Below are 15,410 nucleotides of genomic sequence, written 5' to 3' on the forward strand. Positions count from 1 at the left end.
CCTTGACTCTGACAGCACTGTCAGGGTTTATGGTAGCGGCTCTTTGATGTGCATCCACACGGGAGCAAACGACATGTCCAATGAAGCCAGCCTCTACCAAGCTCAGCTCAATGGCCGTCCAGCCACACAGGAAGAACTGGTTCCCCTGGCCTTTTCAGGCTTCGCCCACTTTACGGCGATGCAGGTGCGAAACGGCAAAGTCAAAGGGCTGGACCTGCACCTGGAGCGCCTGCGCAACGCCTCCATCGAGTTCTTTGGCAAGGCGCTACCCGACGAACCGTTGCAGTCCCATATCAAGACAGCCATCGACAAGAGCCCAGAAGACCTGTCATTGATCGTGACCGTCTTTTCTCGCCATGGCGAGTTCACCGCAGACAGCATGGATGTGGAACCCTCGGTTTTGGTTCGTACCAGTGCCCCATCCAATGGCCCTGAAGGGCCGCTAAGACTGGGCATCGTGGAACACGAAAGGCCGCTGGCTGCCATCAAGCATGTTGGCGAGGCCGGCAAGACCTATTACCTGCACCAGGCCATTCGCCAGGGCTTTGACGATGCCGCGTTTACCGATCGCCATGGTCGCTTGAGTGAGGCGACCATATGGAACCTGGCCTTCTGGGACGGTGAAAGCGTCATCTGGCCAAAGGCGGACATGTTGCGTGGCACCATGATGAGCATCGTTCAACGGCAACTGGAACGGCTTGGCATCCCCCAACGTCATGAAGACATCAGCGTCGCGCGCCTTGCCAATTTATCCGGCGCAGCGGTGATGAATTCATGGACACCAGGTATTGCCGTCACCGCCATAGGGATGCATGACATTGCCGAAGCCACCCCATTCATTCGCTTGCTGCATGAAGCCTACGAAGCAGAGCCTGAAAGCGCCTTCTGAGGTCCTCTGAATTGCCTGTACCTCTATCTGCATGACACGGCATCGGTCATTGCGACCATTGCATTCTGCCAGTCAATCAGCGTTATCCTGGCTTGCCGATGTGGCAATCTGGTCACCTTCGGCAAGCCAGGCGATGACCTGCTGATCACTCACCTGCTGAAAGTCGTCATAGTAGGGGCTGATGGAATAGAAAAGCTCAGGACTTTCGATGCAGACAATCTCGTCGACTTCGCTTCGCAACTGCTGCAGCGTATCCTTGGGAGCCACGGGAACCGCCAGCACAAGCCTGTCCGGCTCGGCCAGACGCAATGCCTTGAGTGCAGCACGCACCGTGGCGCCAGTGGCGATCCCATCGTCGATGACGATGGCCGTCATGCCCTTCACACTGACGCGCTTGCGCCCTTTCAGGTAACTCGACCGGCGACGCTCGATTTCCCTCAGCTCATGGGCCTTGAGCACCTCGAACTCTTCGTCGCTGACGTTCGCGTGCTGCTTGATATCCTCATTGACCACCACCTGAGGCGTATCACCATCGACCACTGCCCCCAGTGCCAGTTCGGGCTGGTAAGGTACTCCTATCTTGCGCACGAGCAGCAGATCCAGGGGCGCCTGGAGCACTTTGGCAATTTCCAACGCGACAGGCACGCCACCACGCGGCAACGCCAAGGCGACCGGTTTCGCGTAATGCCTTTCCTTGAGACGTTCTGCCAGAAGCTGCCCCGCTTCCGTACGGCTGGCAAAGTGGCTGCCCATGATGACTTCCTGACGACATGTGCGCTGAACGACACTCGCCGTTTATCTATCAAATCTCACCGATGACCAAGCAAGTCTGCCATTCACCTACCAAGTCTAGTCCAGGGGAAACAGGGCATAACGAAGATTCGCCTGGCATTTCAGTCGACCGCCTCGTCCACTTTTCCCGTCTGCAGGATGGCTTGCCGACACGCTGGCACAAACTGCCCTTCCCAATCCCGGTCCACGGCGACCTGGGCCTGAACCCGGCTCTCTTCGAGCGCGTCAAAGTCAAGGTCGGCCACCGCCCACACCTGGTCACCCTCGGTGATGGCAAGAATGCCGTCGTCGGGAAAGCCATGGTCCATTGGCGCATAGAGCGCGGCTTCTCCGGTATTCGTATCCAGCGCCGGGCTCCACTCGGCATCCCCCGCGGTGACGGCATGTGCCACGAACATGCGGTTTTCCAGTGCCCGCGCCATGCAACCCACGCGTACCCGCGTGGCACCGGCAGCCAGGTCGGTGCAGCTCGGTACAAGCAACAGGCGGGCGCCTGCCTCTTGCTGAGCCCGCACTGGTAGAGGGAATTCCGAGTCGTAGCACACGGCAATACCGGTACGGATGCCGTTCATGTCGAACACGTTCAGGACATCGCCGCCATCGATCACTTCGGCAGCCTTTTCAAAGCCGGTCAATTGAAGCTTGTCCTGATATCCCTGTCGTCCGTCTGGAGCGAACCACCAGGCGCGATTGCGATAACGCCCATCACCCACTGCGGTAAGGAAGGTGCCAGCCTGGATGATCAGGCCCAACTCCCGGGAGAGATCTGCATACAGCGTTATCCAGTCCTGCTGGAAACGTTGCAGTGCCACCAGCGACTTATGCATGTCTCCCCGGATATCGTCCGCAAACATTCCTGCCAGTTCGAGTGAAAGGTACTCGGGCAATACTGCCAGTTCCGCTCCCGCCTGCCGGGCTTCCGACAGCAACTGACGCTGCCGGGCAGCGAACTGCGTAAAATCTTCCGGTGCCTGTACCGGATACTTGGCTACGGCGACTCTCATGGTGTCTTGCTCACAGATGTCTTTTCCGGGGATATCTTTCTCGCGAATCTCTTGCTCAATGTACCTTCTCCAAGGGACGCAGCCAGAAGGTCAGGGCTTGCTCTGTTTCTCGCTCGTCCCCGATCTGTTTCCAGGCCAGCTGCATCTGCATGTCGGGATGCCGAACGTATCCACGGCGGGTCCAGAATGGATCATTGGCACGATAACCGGCAGGACGCCGTGGATCATCCTCGCTGCGATCGACCGCAGCGAAAGCTGTCCACTTGAAGGTGCCGAGCGCACGGGCATGCGCCTCGCGCTCGTCGAAGAAGCGATGGCCCAGCCCTTGGCCGCGATATTCGGGCAGCAAGATGGATTCGCCGAAGTAGAAGACATCGTCCATGTCCATGCCACGCTCGAGGAATGGTGCCTGGAAATCCGTTTCCGCCTCAGCCAGCGGCAGGCCAGTGGATGCACCGACGACTCGCTCGCCATCCAGCGCAAGGACGAGCAGTGCATCTGATGCACGGGTGTAGGTCTGCAGATAATTGGCTTCGTAATCCACATCGCCATCATAGAGATAGGGATAGTCGCGAAACACGTCGATGCGCAGCTGTGCCACCTCTGATAGCCACTCAGCGATGTCACCTCCGCGACACACGATCACCTGCAGGCCAGCACTCACCTCAGGCATCTCCAGCGACCTGCGCCATCCAGTCACCCAGGTTGTAGTAGTTGGTGACTCGCGTGATCTGGCCATCTCGAATATCAAAGAACGCCCCACCCGGCAGCACATAACGCTGACCGTTCGCCTCGGGCAGCCCCTCGTCGGTGACCCGATAGATGCCATGCACGACATACTCGGCCCCCGCCCGTGAACCATCGGCACTTGGCATCACCACGATGTCATGCAGCTGCTCGCTGTAACTGCGATCCATGCGCTCGAGGAAGGTACGGAAAGCGTCGCGTCCGATTTCGCGCTCGCCCTGGTTGAGATCGTGCACGACATCATCTGACAGCAGCGCGAGCATGGCCTCGCGATCGCCACGATTGAACGCGGCGTAGTAGGCATTGATCAGGTCCAGCGTGTTCATTCAGGTCTCCACATTGTTCGATCCGCTCTGCGAGCCATTCAATGGCCGGGCAGCAGTATGAAAAGGCATGCGCATCGCTGTATATGGAATCATGTCGATTTCATAATTCCAGTTTGTGGAACAAAAGTCGTGGCATAGAATGACCCAGAATGGGGCCAGGTCGGAGCGTCACGATGCAGAACGAACTCGAATTGCTGCGGATCTTCCGGGCAGCCGCGGAATCACCGAGCTTTCGTGAAACGGCGGTTCGGCTCAGCCTGTCACCCCAGGGCGTCACGCGTGCCATCCAGCAATTGGAAGCGCATTACGGCGAGTTGCTGTTTCATCGCAATACGCGACAGGTGCGGATCACCGCCTTCGGCGAAACGCTACTCGCCCGCTCTCGCCCCGTGCTTGAGCAGTTCGAGGACCTGTGGCGCCCTCCCGGCACGAAAGAGGATGTAGCCCTCAGCGGTCTGGTCCGCGTCACCGCACCACATAGCCTCGGTGCACGAGCCGTATTGCCCGCCATGCAGCATGTCGCCGCCCATCACCCCGGTATTGTGCTTGATCTGCGCCTGTCAGACCGTATCAGTGATGCCGTCGATGAAGGCATCGATGTCGGCCTGCGGGTCGGCTTCATGCGTGATAGCCGATTTGTCGCCCGCCAGGCAGGTCAGATGCAGCTGCATACGGTGGCCAGCCCAGCACTTATCGAGCGTGTCGGAACACCACATGATATCGACGCCCTGGCCCACCTGCCTGTCACGGCGGCACTCGATATCAACACCGGCCGCCCCTGGCCCTGGTACTTCAAGGGCGGACGGCAATGGGTGCCGCCATCACCTGCCGTGATCGCCGACGACGCAGACATGGAGATGGGCGCCGTGCTGGCCGGTATTGCCTTCGCCCAACTCGCTGACTACATGGCCCACCCCTACATCGCCAGCGGTAAACTGGTGAAAGTCCTTGAGGATCAGGCACCTCCCGCATGGGGCTTGTACGTCTACCGGCCTCAACGTGGGCCTGTTCCCGGGCGCGTGCGAGTCATGTTCGATGCCTTGTCCAACGCCGTCAGCGAACTGGCTGACTTTTCAGGCCAATGCTAGGTTGTTGACCCCACTCCACGGCCGAACCACCATCGAACAGGCCATCCGTCAGAACCCCTCTTCCTCAAGGTAATCTGCCAGAGATTCCAATATCTCCAGCCCCTGTACATCGGTGGGCAGCCAAGGAAGTCGTGGCCGCGGCAAATGGCCAAGCTCGGTGTCGATACGCTCGAGATAGCGAGCTTCCTGTTCGCGACGGGCACTCAGGAAATCACCATCGGCCTGCACAGGAATCACACGGTTGACCAGCGTACCGGCCACCGGAATATGTACCTCTTCCAGTGCTGCCACTGCGCGCACGGTTTCGAGAATAGGCAGACGCTCCGGGGTCAGCACGAAAAGAAACCCTGTCTGCCCAGCAGACTCGATGCATCGCCGAGCACGATGAAAGAGCCGGCGCCGCTCGATCAGCGTACGAGCCACATCACGGGTTCGCTCGTCGAGGTCGGACAGCGGATCCTCCTGAGGATCATCAAAGGGGGTGGAGACATCTCGGCCGCGCTTGGGTGTCAGGTGGGAAAGGACCTTGCCGAGCTCCTTGGACTTGCGGTTATGGGCCAGCAAGCCATCGGTCCAGGCGACCATGGCTTCGGGAAGACTCAGGAGTCTCAAAGTATGGCCGGTAGGTGCCGTGTCGATGATGAGCAGGTCATGGTCAGAGTCATCCTCGGTGATCAACCGCGACAACCGCTCCAGCAAAGCAGCCTCCTGAGTCCCTGGAGATTGCCGGGTCATACGCATCTGACGCTCCAGTTCCTTCATCATTTCTGGGGCAGCATAGCGGCGCATCTGTTGCGTAACTCTTGTCAGGTAGGATTCCACCTCAACGTCGGGGTCAATCTCCATGGCCTCCAGCCCGGGTAGCAGGCGTCGTGGAACATCGCCCAACTCACGGTCGAAGACATCCCCCAGGCTATGGGCAGGGTCGGTGGAAACCACCAATACTCGCTGGCCGCGCCGCGCCGCCAGCACCGCCAGTGCAGCAGATACGGTGGTCTTGCCTACGCCACCCTTGCCCCCCACCCACAGCAAGCGCTTTTCCAGTAACGCTTTCATGCACCCTTTCATGGCTTTTCCTGTGTCCATTCCACGCCCTTTCCATTGACGCAATCATCCTCAGCAGCGGAGACAGGAAGACCATTGCGCGGTAGCAGTTATGATGCTTATGGGAAACGCTGAATAAATCAGCAGCACCTGAAATGATCGAGCGGCGAATGCTCCATGCCCATGCGCTTGTGCCAGTCGTGGAAGCGCTCCAGCAGCAGCGGCTGAAGCTCCAGGGTGTAGTAGGCCACCGGGTTGGGCATCCCCATCATCTCGGAGAATACCAACAGCATGAACAAGTCGTCCTCATCCCGCTGGGCCCGGGCGATGGCGCCACGATAGCGGACAGAATAGGTTTCTTCCGCGAAGAATCGAGCCTGGCTCAGCCAGGCTCGAACCCGTTTGAGGCGCGGATCATGCTCCTTGTCATCATCATTATGCATTCGCTACCTCCCGCTCAGTCCTGCTCGGCGGCCACCTCTGCACGGGAGCGCTTGAGTGCCGCAGCGCATTCCATGGCCACCAAGATGGCGGCAATCAGCACCACGATATCCATCAACAGCAGGAAGATATTGCCCTGCTCGTAGAAGGTCCGCAGCTGGAGCAGCAGCGCGCCGATGGTCATCACCAACAGGAAGCACAGCGGTGCCAAGGTGTACCACATAGGCCGCCGCAGACGTACCAGCATCACCGTGATCACCAACAGAGTCAGGCCCGCCAGCAACTGGTTGGTGGTACCGAACAAGGGCCAGATGATCATGCCCCCGGAACCATCAGCGCCACCAGCCCCAAAGGCCAGCAGCAGGCAACTGCCCACAGCCAGCAGAGTGGCCGGTGCCCCCTTCTTCATCCACGGCAGGTTATATATCTCGCCCCACTCCTGGAAGATATAGCGCTGCAGACGCAGGCCAGTATCCATGGTAGTGCCGGCGAACAGTGCTGCCATCACCGTAAGCAAGGTCGCTGCCGTGGCCTCAGGCATCCCCAGGCCGTTGTGGATGATGAAAGCTCCACCTTGGACAAAGGCCGTGACGCCGCCGCTGCCGAAAGCGGTATACATCGCCTGCCAGTCGGCAACAGAGGCAAAGCCGGCGGTTGCAGCCAGAATGGCGGCCAGTGCCAGCATGCCCTCGCCCACCGCACCGAAATATCCAACAAAACGGGCATCCGTCTCGCGATTCAACTGCTTGGAAGTGGTGCCTGAGGAAACCAGTCCATGGAAGCCCGAAATGGCGCCACAAGCGATGGTCACGAACAACAGTGGCAACAGCGAAGGGGTGCCAGGCGGTACGTCGGTATTGAAGGCTGGCGCCACCAGAGTGGGGTTGAGCAGCACCACGGCACCGTAGAGCACAATCAGGCCGATAAACAACTGCAGGCCATTGATGTAGTCACGGGGCTGCAACAACATCCACACCGGCAGCAACGAGGCAATGGCAGCATAACCGAACAGCAACAGAATCCAGGTAGCGTTGCCGGAAAGGCCAGGCATCACCTCGGTCGGCATCTGAATCGGCACGGAGGGTCCGACCCAGATCAGTGCATAGAGGACAATGACCCCCAGCACCGAGACGACAGGCAGGCTGAGAATACGCCGATAGATCAATTGGCCAATGATCAGGGCTACCAGAATGGCGCCCCACACCGGAACCACGGCGCTGGAGAATTTCATCATCAACCCGGCGATGACCACCGCGAACACCGCGTTGACCATCAGCAGAACCAGGAAGATGACAATCATGAATATGCTACGGGCACGCTTTCCTACCACATCGCCGGTCAATGCCCCCACCGACTTGGCCCTATTGCGCACACTGGCCCAGATGGCACCGGAGTCATGCACCCCGGCAAAGAAGATCGTGCCTAGCACCACCCACAAAAAGGCTGGCAACCAGCCCCAGATCACCGCAATGGCAGGTCCGACGATAGGTGCCGCCCCGGCCACAGAAGTGAAATGGTGGCCCCACAGAATAAAGCGGTTGGTCGGCACGAAGTCGATACCGTCTTCATATTCATGGGCAGGTGTCTTGTAGTCGGGATCGAGTCGATAGATCTTCTCGGCGATGAACTTCGAGTACACCAGGTACCCTGCCGCCATTGCGGCAAGACCCAGGACCAGCAGAACGATGGCGCTCATTCGACCCTCCATTATTGTTGTGGCAAGACCAGTCTGTCATGAATATAGCGATAGTGTTGTCACCATGGGGTACAACTATAGTCATGCTAACTATCATCATGATGCATACAGATCTTGCCTTTATTGGAAGATCATTCCTTTATTTGCTGAATGAACTCCGTCTCTCCTCCCTCTAGTTGTAGGACATGGGAAGGCTGTAGGACATGAAAGCCTGTAGGCCGCACTATGCAGGACCTTGGAATATGACCAACAAACTTATCAGCCCTCCTTTGGCTCATTGCTGCTGACGGCTTCACGGTACGCGGCGAGATCAAGGAACGCTTCAGCTCGGGTCACCACGCCCTTTTTCATCCAGAAGATCCACACAAACTCATTGCGGTAAGGTGCCCCGGAAGTTGTCGTTGCACTGCCATCGAAGCGCACGATGACAACGTCTCCTTCCGCCCAGATCGCGTGTACTTCAGGCACGACCGGGGTCTGGAGCCGACGCACCAACGGTGCCGATGCACGCGACACGAAATCCTTCCTGCCGTTGTAGGTACCCGCGACCGGATCCGAACCGTGAATTGTCCAGACGACATCATCTGCGAGAAGGTCATTGAAGACACTTTCCCCATTGGCCCATGCCTCGAACGCCCGTCGGACAATGTCACGATTACGCTCGGCTTCCGCTTGCTTGTCCGCTTCCGGGGAAACCACTTCCTGTCCGCTTGGCTGGGACAGTGCCGGTGCCACAGTCAGAAGCGGCATACCCCAGGCGACGGCATAGATGAAAGCAAGCCGATAGAGTGGACGAGGCTTGTGCACAAACAAAAGCGCTCTACTGTTCATTGCTCCGTCTCCTCTCGGTGCATGATCATTCCTGCATGGTGCAGCACGCCGTTGATGAAGGTTCCGTCGGCGGTGAACCCTGTGTCGTCCCAGTACTCAATATCATTTCCCATGATTTCGTAGCGGCCCTGATAGGCCTTTTCTCGCGTTCCACGCGCCTCGACATAACGACCATTGGCAAGCAACTGATGGCGGATATAACCATCCTTGGTGACCCACATGCCGACATAGGAATGGCTTTGTGCATTGCTTTCGATAGGTTCCCGATAGTGTTTCATTTGAGCGAGACTCCTTTGTCGAGAGACGTCTGTATCAGAGTGCTGAGCAAACCTTTCAGCCTGAGAAGAGGCAGAAAATGAAGCCATTCCCAGCGCCAGCACAACAGCAATCGTTGGCAAAATAGACCGGAAAGCGGACCTGGATTGATGAGTGCACATGACCCATCTCCTACATCGCGGCGGTAGGGCGAACCACGATCTCGTTCACGTCAACATCCTCTGGCTGTTCGATCGTATAGCGGACCGCCCTGGCGATCGCATCCGGCTGCAAGGCAATGGCCCGGTATGTCATCATGGCCTTGGCGGCAACCGGGTCAGTGATCGTGGACGCCAGCTCACTCTCGACCACTCCGGGATGGATACAAGTGACGCGGAGCTTGTCATTTTCCTGCCTCAGCCCGTCCGAAATTGCCCGTACGGCATACTTCGTCGCGCAGTAGACAGCCGCCGTCGGCACGACACTCAAGGCTCCGACAGAAGCGATATTGATAATGTGTCCTGCTTCTCGTGCGGTCATTTCAGGTAGAACCGCGGCAATACCATGCAATACACCCTTGATGTTGACGTCGACCATCTGCTCCCACTCGTCGGTCTTCATCGAACTCATGAGGGACAGCGGCATGATGCCTGCGTTGTTGATGAGTACATCGACACGCCCCCAAGCTGCCCGGGCTGCATCGGCAAATGCGCGGACACTATCGCGATTCGTCACATCGAGATAGCGAGTCAACACCTCGCCGCCGCTCGCCTCGATCTCTGCGGCAATGCTCTCGAGTCGATCCACGCGCCGGGCACCCAGCATGATCTTTGCTCCGCTACCGCCAAGTTCACGCGCGATTCCTGCGCCGATACCACTGGATGCCCCCGTAATAAGAATGACCTTGTCCATGCTGTACTCCATTGTTGGGTGACGTGGACAAGAGTGGACTTTTACGCCTGTCGTCGGTATCTATCACTCACTGGACTCAATGGTTAGCAGCACTGGACAATGAAAATCGACATGAACCTTCTGCCGCTGTTTCTCGCCGTCGCAGAAGAAGACAACTTTCGCGCAGCCGCTGATCGGCTTGGCGTGACTCGATCGGCCGTCAGTCAAGGGGTGCGGCGCCTGGAGGACACCTTCGGTACGGCTCTCGTCATTCGCACGACACGATCAGTGCACCTGACCGAGGCCGGGGAGCGCCTGCGCGAAGCTCTGTCACAGCCGATATCAGACATCACAACAGCGCTCGATCAAGTGGCAGCAGAGGATGAGCCGCGCGGACTCCTGCGAGTAGCCGTTACCTCCATCGCTGAGCGATTCCTGTCCGGCCCGCTCATCGCGAGCTTTGCCCAGACATATCCCAGAGTGACGATAGACGTCACTGTCACGGACGAGGAGTTCGACATCGTGGCTGCCGGGTTCGATGCCGGTGTCAGGCTGGGAGAAGTCATTGAACAGGACATGATCGCAGTACCGCTGACAGGCAACCAACGCGAAATGGCGGTCGCAGCCCCTTCCTATCTCACGACTCATGGAGCTCCAGCACATCCACGTGACTTGGTGCATCATCGCTGTATCGGCTGGCGACCGGCTCCGAACGTTGCCCCTCACCGCTGGGAGTTCGAAGAAAACGGAGTTCCCTTCGATGTCGCTGTCGAGCCACAAATCACTACCAATGACCTGCGTTTCATGCTTCGTTCCGCGCTGTGCGGGGCAGGGATCACCTTCGCGACGGAAGATACCTTCCAGCCCTATGTGGAAACCGGCCAACTCGTTCCACTGCTGCAGGACTTCCTGCCGCCATTCCCCGGCTTCTTCCTCTACTTTCCACAGCGCCACAATATGTCACCCAAGCTCCGAGCACTGATCGATCATGTCCGGCAGTGGCAATAAGCCACCGAGGTTTTCGATTCGCTCTCCGCGACAGATATCTTCGCCACCGTTCGGAATGAGTCCCCTGGTCGAGGATAGGGCACGGTAGAGATCCCTCTTACCAACTACAGCGATATCCCCTGCAAGTGACGCTTCGCGGCTTCAATAAAAGCACGTACGTTCGGGTGATTCTTGCGCCCACTTTGAAACAGCAATGAAATGGGGAGAGCGGGTGCCGCATCATCGGTCAGGAGTCGTTCGAGTCGGCCTGCCGCGACATGATCGGCGATTTGATAAGACAGCGTCCGAACCACACCGAGCCCGGCGACCGCAGCGGAAACGGCTGCATCCACATTATTGACTGACAGACGTGCGGGGTGCCCGGAACGTCGGGCATCGTCGAGCCCCCACCCACGATGCGGCCCGGCCTCGTCCTCGATTCGAATCAGGTCATGATGGCGCAGGTCGGACAGAGACATCGGCCTGCCACGAGCCGCAAGGTAGTCCGGGCTTGCGCTCAACACACGCTGAACCTGACCCACTCGCAGCATGTGGAGCGAACTGTCGGGCAGATCAGCGATACGAATGGCGATATCAATGCCTTCCTCGACCAGGCGGACCACCCGATCCAGCAACAGAAGCCTGACCTGAAGATCGGGGTACAGCCGTAACAACTCGACCACCACAGGCAGAACGTGCAACCGGCCAAACATGACCGGAGCCGTTACCGTCAGTGTTCCGCGTGGCGTCGACTGCCCACCCTGAACGATGTCGACTGCCGCATCGATCTCGGCAACGCCTGCCCGACACCGTTCCAGAAACAGCGCACCTTCTTCCGTCAGCCGCACACTGCGTGTCGTGCGCATCAAAAGCTGAACGCCAAGACTCGCTTCCAGCGCCGCAATCGTCCGAGTCACCGTTGTCGGCGACATCTTCAGCCGTCGCCCCGCTTCAGCGAAACTTGCATGCTCCGCCACACAGATGAAAGTTCTCAGTGTTCGCAGCCTGTCCATCGCCCTCTCTCTATTTTTATTTCCCTATTTCTCCTCTGCCTTCAAAGATTATTGTCAGAAATCGCAATAATGAAATGCAAATTTGACGGATTGTCGCGTTTTGGAACGAGGGACAGAATGAAGACATTGTTGCCAAGAGGATAATCACCGTGAAGCTCTACTATTACCCACTGTCCGGACATGCGCACCGCGCCGCCCTTTTTCTCTCCATCACGGGTATCGACCATGAGCTGATCGAAGTCGATCTGCCAGCCGGTGCCCACAAGCAACCAGACTTCCTCGCGCTCAACGCATTCGGCGAGGTTCCGGTGCTTGACGATAACGGCACCATCATCGCGGACTCACTTGCGATCCTTGTCTATATCGCGAGGAAAATCGGTCCCTCCCACTGGTTACCCACGGACCCGGCCGAGGAGGCCCAGGTACAGCGTTGGCTCTCGGTTGCAGCGGGAAAAATCGCCTATGGCGTCTGCGCCGCTCGGCTCATCACTGTATTTGGTGCGCCTTTCAACGCTGACGAAGTGATCGAGCGCGCGCACGCCACACTCGCTGTCATGGAGCGGACGCTGGCAGACCACCAGTGGATCGCCGGAACTCAAGAGCCCAGCATCGCTGACATCGCACTGTATAGCTATGTCGAGCGGGCGCCGGAGGGGAATGTCGACCTGTCTGGATATCCAAGAATCCAGGCTTGGCTGCGCCAGATCGAGGGTCTCCCCGGCTTTATTCCCTTCCAGCGGACCCGTGCCGGTCTCGAAGCCTGAATCGATCTCTTTTTGTCAGGAGTCATCAACCTATCAAGAGCCAGCAACGTATCAAGAGCCATCAACGTATCAAGAGCCATCAACCTATCGGGAGACATCAACATGCGTTTTGACACACTACGTCTCGATCATGTCGGCATCCGCGTCACGGATCTTGCGGTAGCAGAGGACTTTTACGCCAAGCTGGGCTTCTCGCGCGATCCCGAGGAGTTCTCTCCAGAGGCCAAGGCCTGTGGGCTGGTACATCCCACGGGTCTGCGAATTCACTTGATCTACAACGGCCAATCCGCCGAGGAAGGCAACGTGCTGCTTGATGCGCCGATCAAACGGCCCGGCTACACGCACGCCGCCTTTATCGTCGACAACATGGACGAATTGGTGGAGTGGCTGGCGCGCGAAGGCATCGACATCAGCGAAGGGCCGGTCATGATGGGCCACGGCCGCCGTAACGTCTGCTTTATCCGTGATCCCGACCTGAATGTCCTGGAATTCAATGAGATATTGGTGCACTAGGGTGATGGACCGTGGACAACGACTGTTCCTTTTCCGTTTGCTGGCTGAAGGAACAGTCGTCGCTGAAAAAGGCGATTTCTTATCTGCGCCCCCCTCTCCCCCTCTATATCCCACTTGCTGGCTCTCGCAAGAAGGCGATGATGGCGTCGAAGGCCTGCCAGCGGCCGGGCTCCATCAGGATCATATGAGTGCCGCTGCCGATCTCGACCCAACGTCGATAGCTAGCGTTGCCAAGACGCGAGAACAGATCCTGTATCATGTCGAGTCGCACATCCTGGTCCCACTCGGCATGCACCAGCAGTACCGGAGCGGTGATGGTACCCGGGTCATAGAGTGGACGACCGCAAAGCCAATGTTCACGGGTATCCTGGATGGCCCCGCCGGGAGCTCGAATGGTGCCCGGTTCGGGAGCCCCCAGATCGGTGGCATTGGTCACTACAGCCCACTGTTCGAACCAGCCTGATGGCAACAGGGCCTCGTGCTGTTCTGTCGGCACCCCCGTCAACCATGCCTCACGGAAGGCATCGACACGCACGGAACGCCAAGCCGTCAGCGGCTGTCCTGCATCGATGCGCAATGGTCGACTCGACAGCCATAACGGTGCTACCAGCACCAGTTTTTCGATGTGCTCGCCATGCTGACTGGCATAGATCCCCGCAACCGAGCCCCCCCAGGACATGGCCACGAGATTGAGGCGCTCGATGGCATTTTCGTCAAGCACGTATTCAACTGCCGAAGCCAGATCTCGCGCTGCGACCCGAGCCGGTGTCAGTGGCGGGTTGGCATCGTATGGGGCTGACATCTCGCTCGGTCGGGTCGAGCCGCCGTAGCCCCGGGCATCTACTGCCCATACGTCAAATCCGGCCATGGCCAACACGTCCATGAACGAAGCACCATCCACAGGAACGTCGAACAGGCTCTCGCTGGGAAAGGTGGCACCGTGCATCAGCAGCAGCGTGTTGCGCGAGCTCGGCTCGTGCATATCGGAACGGCGTCTCCGGCGTAGCTGCAACTGGATACCGGAAGTATCACTGTCAATAAGATATGTATCGCGACGTACTTCATCTCGACCTGGTTCATCTCGACCTGGTTCATGTCGACCTAGTACATCCCTCGAGGCACCAATGTTCATGCTTGGACTCCCTGAACGAACTGCCAATCGAAACCCTGTGCATGTCGGCTGACCCTGCCGACGGAGCTGTCGCCGAAGTGTGTGGTAAAGACCAGGGCATCGAGCTCGACGGCTTGACGCATGGCCTTGTCACGGGATTGCCTTGCTGCCTGCGCGAACTCGCAATACACCGAGTTGACCTCGGGATATCGGAACTGCAATGGGTGGTGCATGATGTCGCCCCAAAACAGCGCCGTCTGGCCTTGGGAGGTCAAGGAGATGGAGGCATGGTCAATGCTGTGCCCAGGGGTGGAATGGAAGCGGAAGCCCTCAATCTCGGTATCGTCGATATCGATTCGCTGATCCAGCCCAGCCTCCACGATAGGCAGGACACTATCTTCAAAGACGCCGCCAATCGGCTCGTGCCCCGGCTCACCAAGCCCTGCCTGCCGCAGGATTGGTGTTACCGCCTCGCGTTCCTGGGAAAGCGCCCGGTTATACGCGTATTCACGTTCGGAAAAGACATAGCGAGCATTGGGGAAGGTCGCTACCCACCTCCCACCCTGTAGCGTGGTGTTCCAGCCAACATGATCGGCATGAATATGGGTCAACAGCACCAGATCCACCCTCTCGGGCGAGATACCGATCGCCTTCAGTCGTTCCAGAAAGGGTTGATCGAGCTGATGGAACAACGGTGCCGTTGGGCGCTGCTTGTCATTACCAGTGGCCGTATCGATCAACACGGTGTGCGTCGGCGTCTGGACCACCCAGGCGTGGATGCTCTGGCGCAGCAAGCCATGATCGGCGTCGAAGCTTCGCTCGCCCCAATGCATGGCGGCGCGGGCCAGCGCCTGGGAATCGCCTTGCGGGAATAACTGCTCGGTCTCGACAGTATCCAGGGAAAGTTCCGGCACCTTGGTGATCAAGGCATTGCCGACACGAAACGTTGTCAGAGGCGTCATGAGGTTTTCCTGTTGACTGATGACAGCAGCCAGGGTATCCCTGTCATTCCCATTAG

At 58.3% G+C, this 15,410-nt stretch carries 18 protein-coding genes; 5 read left to right on the forward strand and 13 right to left on the reverse strand.

The annotated features are described in order from the left end of the window. Positions 1-73 precede the first annotated feature (73 nt). Entirely contained in the window at positions 74-889 is an 816-nt protein-coding gene (locus Q1K07_RS16340; RefSeq protein WP_300313205.1) for an aminotransferase class IV family protein, read from the forward strand. A gap of 72 nt (positions 890-961) precedes the next feature. On the opposite strand, the gene Q1K07_RS16345 is transcribed toward Q1K07_RS16340, so the two are convergent. The 4 genes from Q1K07_RS16345 to Q1K07_RS16360 form a co-directional block, all read right to left on the reverse strand. Continuing rightward, positions 962-1,642 (reverse strand): phosphoribosyltransferase, encoded by a 681-nt coding sequence (locus Q1K07_RS16345; RefSeq protein ID WP_300313207.1) that lies wholly within the window; start codon positions 1,640-1,642, stop codon positions 962-964. A 140-nt stretch (positions 1,643-1,782) separates the two neighbouring features. Next, positions 1,783-2,685, reverse strand: coding sequence for a carbon-nitrogen hydrolase family protein (locus Q1K07_RS16350; RefSeq protein WP_300313209.1), 903 nt, complete (start codon positions 2,683-2,685; stop codon positions 1,783-1,785). Between the two features lie 55 nt (positions 2,686-2,740). Next, positions 2,741-3,349: a GNAT family N-acetyltransferase gene (locus Q1K07_RS16355; RefSeq protein ID WP_300313213.1), complete on the reverse strand. Its 609-nt coding sequence runs from the start codon at positions 3,347-3,349 to the stop codon at positions 2,741-2,743. 1 nt (position 3,350) lies between these two features. After that, positions 3,351-3,758 (reverse strand): ketosteroid isomerase-related protein, encoded by a 408-nt coding sequence (locus Q1K07_RS16360; protein ID WP_300313216.1) that lies wholly within the window; start codon positions 3,756-3,758, stop codon positions 3,351-3,353. 173 nt (positions 3,759-3,931) lie between these two features. Between Q1K07_RS16360 and Q1K07_RS16365 the strand changes: the two genes are divergently transcribed. After that, entirely contained in the window at positions 3,932-4,846 is a 915-nt protein-coding gene (locus Q1K07_RS16365; protein ID WP_300313219.1) for a LysR family transcriptional regulator, read from the forward strand. 48 nt (positions 4,847-4,894) lie between these two features. Here the strand turns inward: Q1K07_RS16365 and Q1K07_RS16370 are convergent, their stop codons facing one another. The 6 genes from Q1K07_RS16370 to Q1K07_RS16395 all read right to left on the reverse strand — a co-directional run bounded on the left by Q1K07_RS16370 (position 4,895) and on the right by Q1K07_RS16395 (position 10,025). Continuing rightward, positions 4,895-5,902, reverse strand: coding sequence for an ArsA family ATPase (locus Q1K07_RS16370; RefSeq protein WP_300313222.1), 1,008 nt, complete (start codon positions 5,900-5,902; stop codon positions 4,895-4,897). A gap of 128 nt (positions 5,903-6,030) precedes the next feature. Next, positions 6,031-6,333, reverse strand: a complete 303-nt coding sequence (locus tag Q1K07_RS16375) for a cory-CC-star protein (protein WP_300313224.1) — start codon at positions 6,331-6,333, stop codon at positions 6,031-6,033. A gap of 14 nt (positions 6,334-6,347) precedes the next feature. Beyond that, positions 6,348-8,027, reverse strand: coding sequence for a carbon starvation protein A (locus Q1K07_RS16380; RefSeq protein ID WP_300313227.1), 1,680 nt, complete (start codon positions 8,025-8,027; stop codon positions 6,348-6,350). A gap of 258 nt (positions 8,028-8,285) precedes the next feature. Next, positions 8,286-8,858, reverse strand: a complete 573-nt coding sequence (locus Q1K07_RS16385) for a nuclear transport factor 2 family protein (RefSeq protein WP_300313230.1) — start codon at positions 8,856-8,858, stop codon at positions 8,286-8,288. Further along, positions 8,855-9,295 (reverse strand): Atu4866 domain-containing protein, encoded by a 441-nt coding sequence (locus Q1K07_RS16390; protein WP_300313233.1) that lies wholly within the window; start codon positions 9,293-9,295, stop codon positions 8,855-8,857. The genes Q1K07_RS16385 and Q1K07_RS16390 overlap by 4 nt, the downstream gene beginning before the upstream one ends. Before the next feature lie 10 nt (positions 9,296-9,305). Next, positions 9,306-10,025, reverse strand: a complete 720-nt coding sequence (locus Q1K07_RS16395; protein ID WP_300313236.1) for an SDR family oxidoreductase — start codon at positions 10,023-10,025, stop codon at positions 9,306-9,308. A gap of 111 nt (positions 10,026-10,136) precedes the next feature. Between Q1K07_RS16395 and Q1K07_RS16400 the strand changes: the two genes are divergently transcribed. Further along, positions 10,137-11,012, forward strand: coding sequence for a LysR family transcriptional regulator (locus tag Q1K07_RS16400; protein ID WP_300313239.1), 876 nt, complete (start codon positions 10,137-10,139; stop codon positions 11,010-11,012). A 104-nt stretch (positions 11,013-11,116) separates the two neighbouring features. Here the strand turns inward: Q1K07_RS16400 and Q1K07_RS16405 are convergent, their stop codons facing one another. After that, entirely contained in the window at positions 11,117-12,004 is an 888-nt protein-coding gene (locus Q1K07_RS16405) for a LysR family transcriptional regulator (RefSeq protein ID WP_300313242.1), read from the reverse strand. Between the two features lie 149 nt (positions 12,005-12,153). Between Q1K07_RS16405 and Q1K07_RS16410 the strand changes: the two genes are divergently transcribed. Together Q1K07_RS16410 and Q1K07_RS16415 are read left to right on the forward strand one after the other, a co-directional pair. Beyond that, entirely contained in the window at positions 12,154-12,768 is a 615-nt protein-coding gene (locus Q1K07_RS16410; protein WP_300313245.1) for a glutathione S-transferase family protein, read from the forward strand. 102 nt (positions 12,769-12,870) lie between these two features. Beyond that, entirely contained in the window at positions 12,871-13,281 is a 411-nt protein-coding gene (locus Q1K07_RS16415; RefSeq protein ID WP_300313248.1) for a VOC family protein, read from the forward strand. A 103-nt stretch (positions 13,282-13,384) separates the two neighbouring features. Here Q1K07_RS16415 and Q1K07_RS16420 read toward each other — a convergent pair whose 3' ends face one another. Together Q1K07_RS16420 and Q1K07_RS16425 are read right to left on the reverse strand one after the other, a co-directional pair. Further along, complete coding sequence (locus Q1K07_RS16420) at positions 13,385-14,413, reverse strand: alpha/beta hydrolase (protein WP_300313251.1); 1,029 nt, start codon at positions 14,411-14,413, stop codon at positions 13,385-13,387. Continuing rightward, complete coding sequence (locus tag Q1K07_RS16425; RefSeq protein ID WP_300313253.1) at positions 14,410-15,354, reverse strand: MBL fold metallo-hydrolase; 945 nt, start codon at positions 15,352-15,354, stop codon at positions 14,410-14,412. Before Q1K07_RS16425 ends, Q1K07_RS16420 begins: the two co-directional genes overlap by 4 nt. Positions 15,355-15,410 lie beyond the last annotated feature (56 nt).

Source organism: Halomonas sp., assembly GCF_029263665.1.
Lineage (GTDB): Bacteria > Pseudomonadota > Gammaproteobacteria > Pseudomonadales > Halomonadaceae > Halomonas.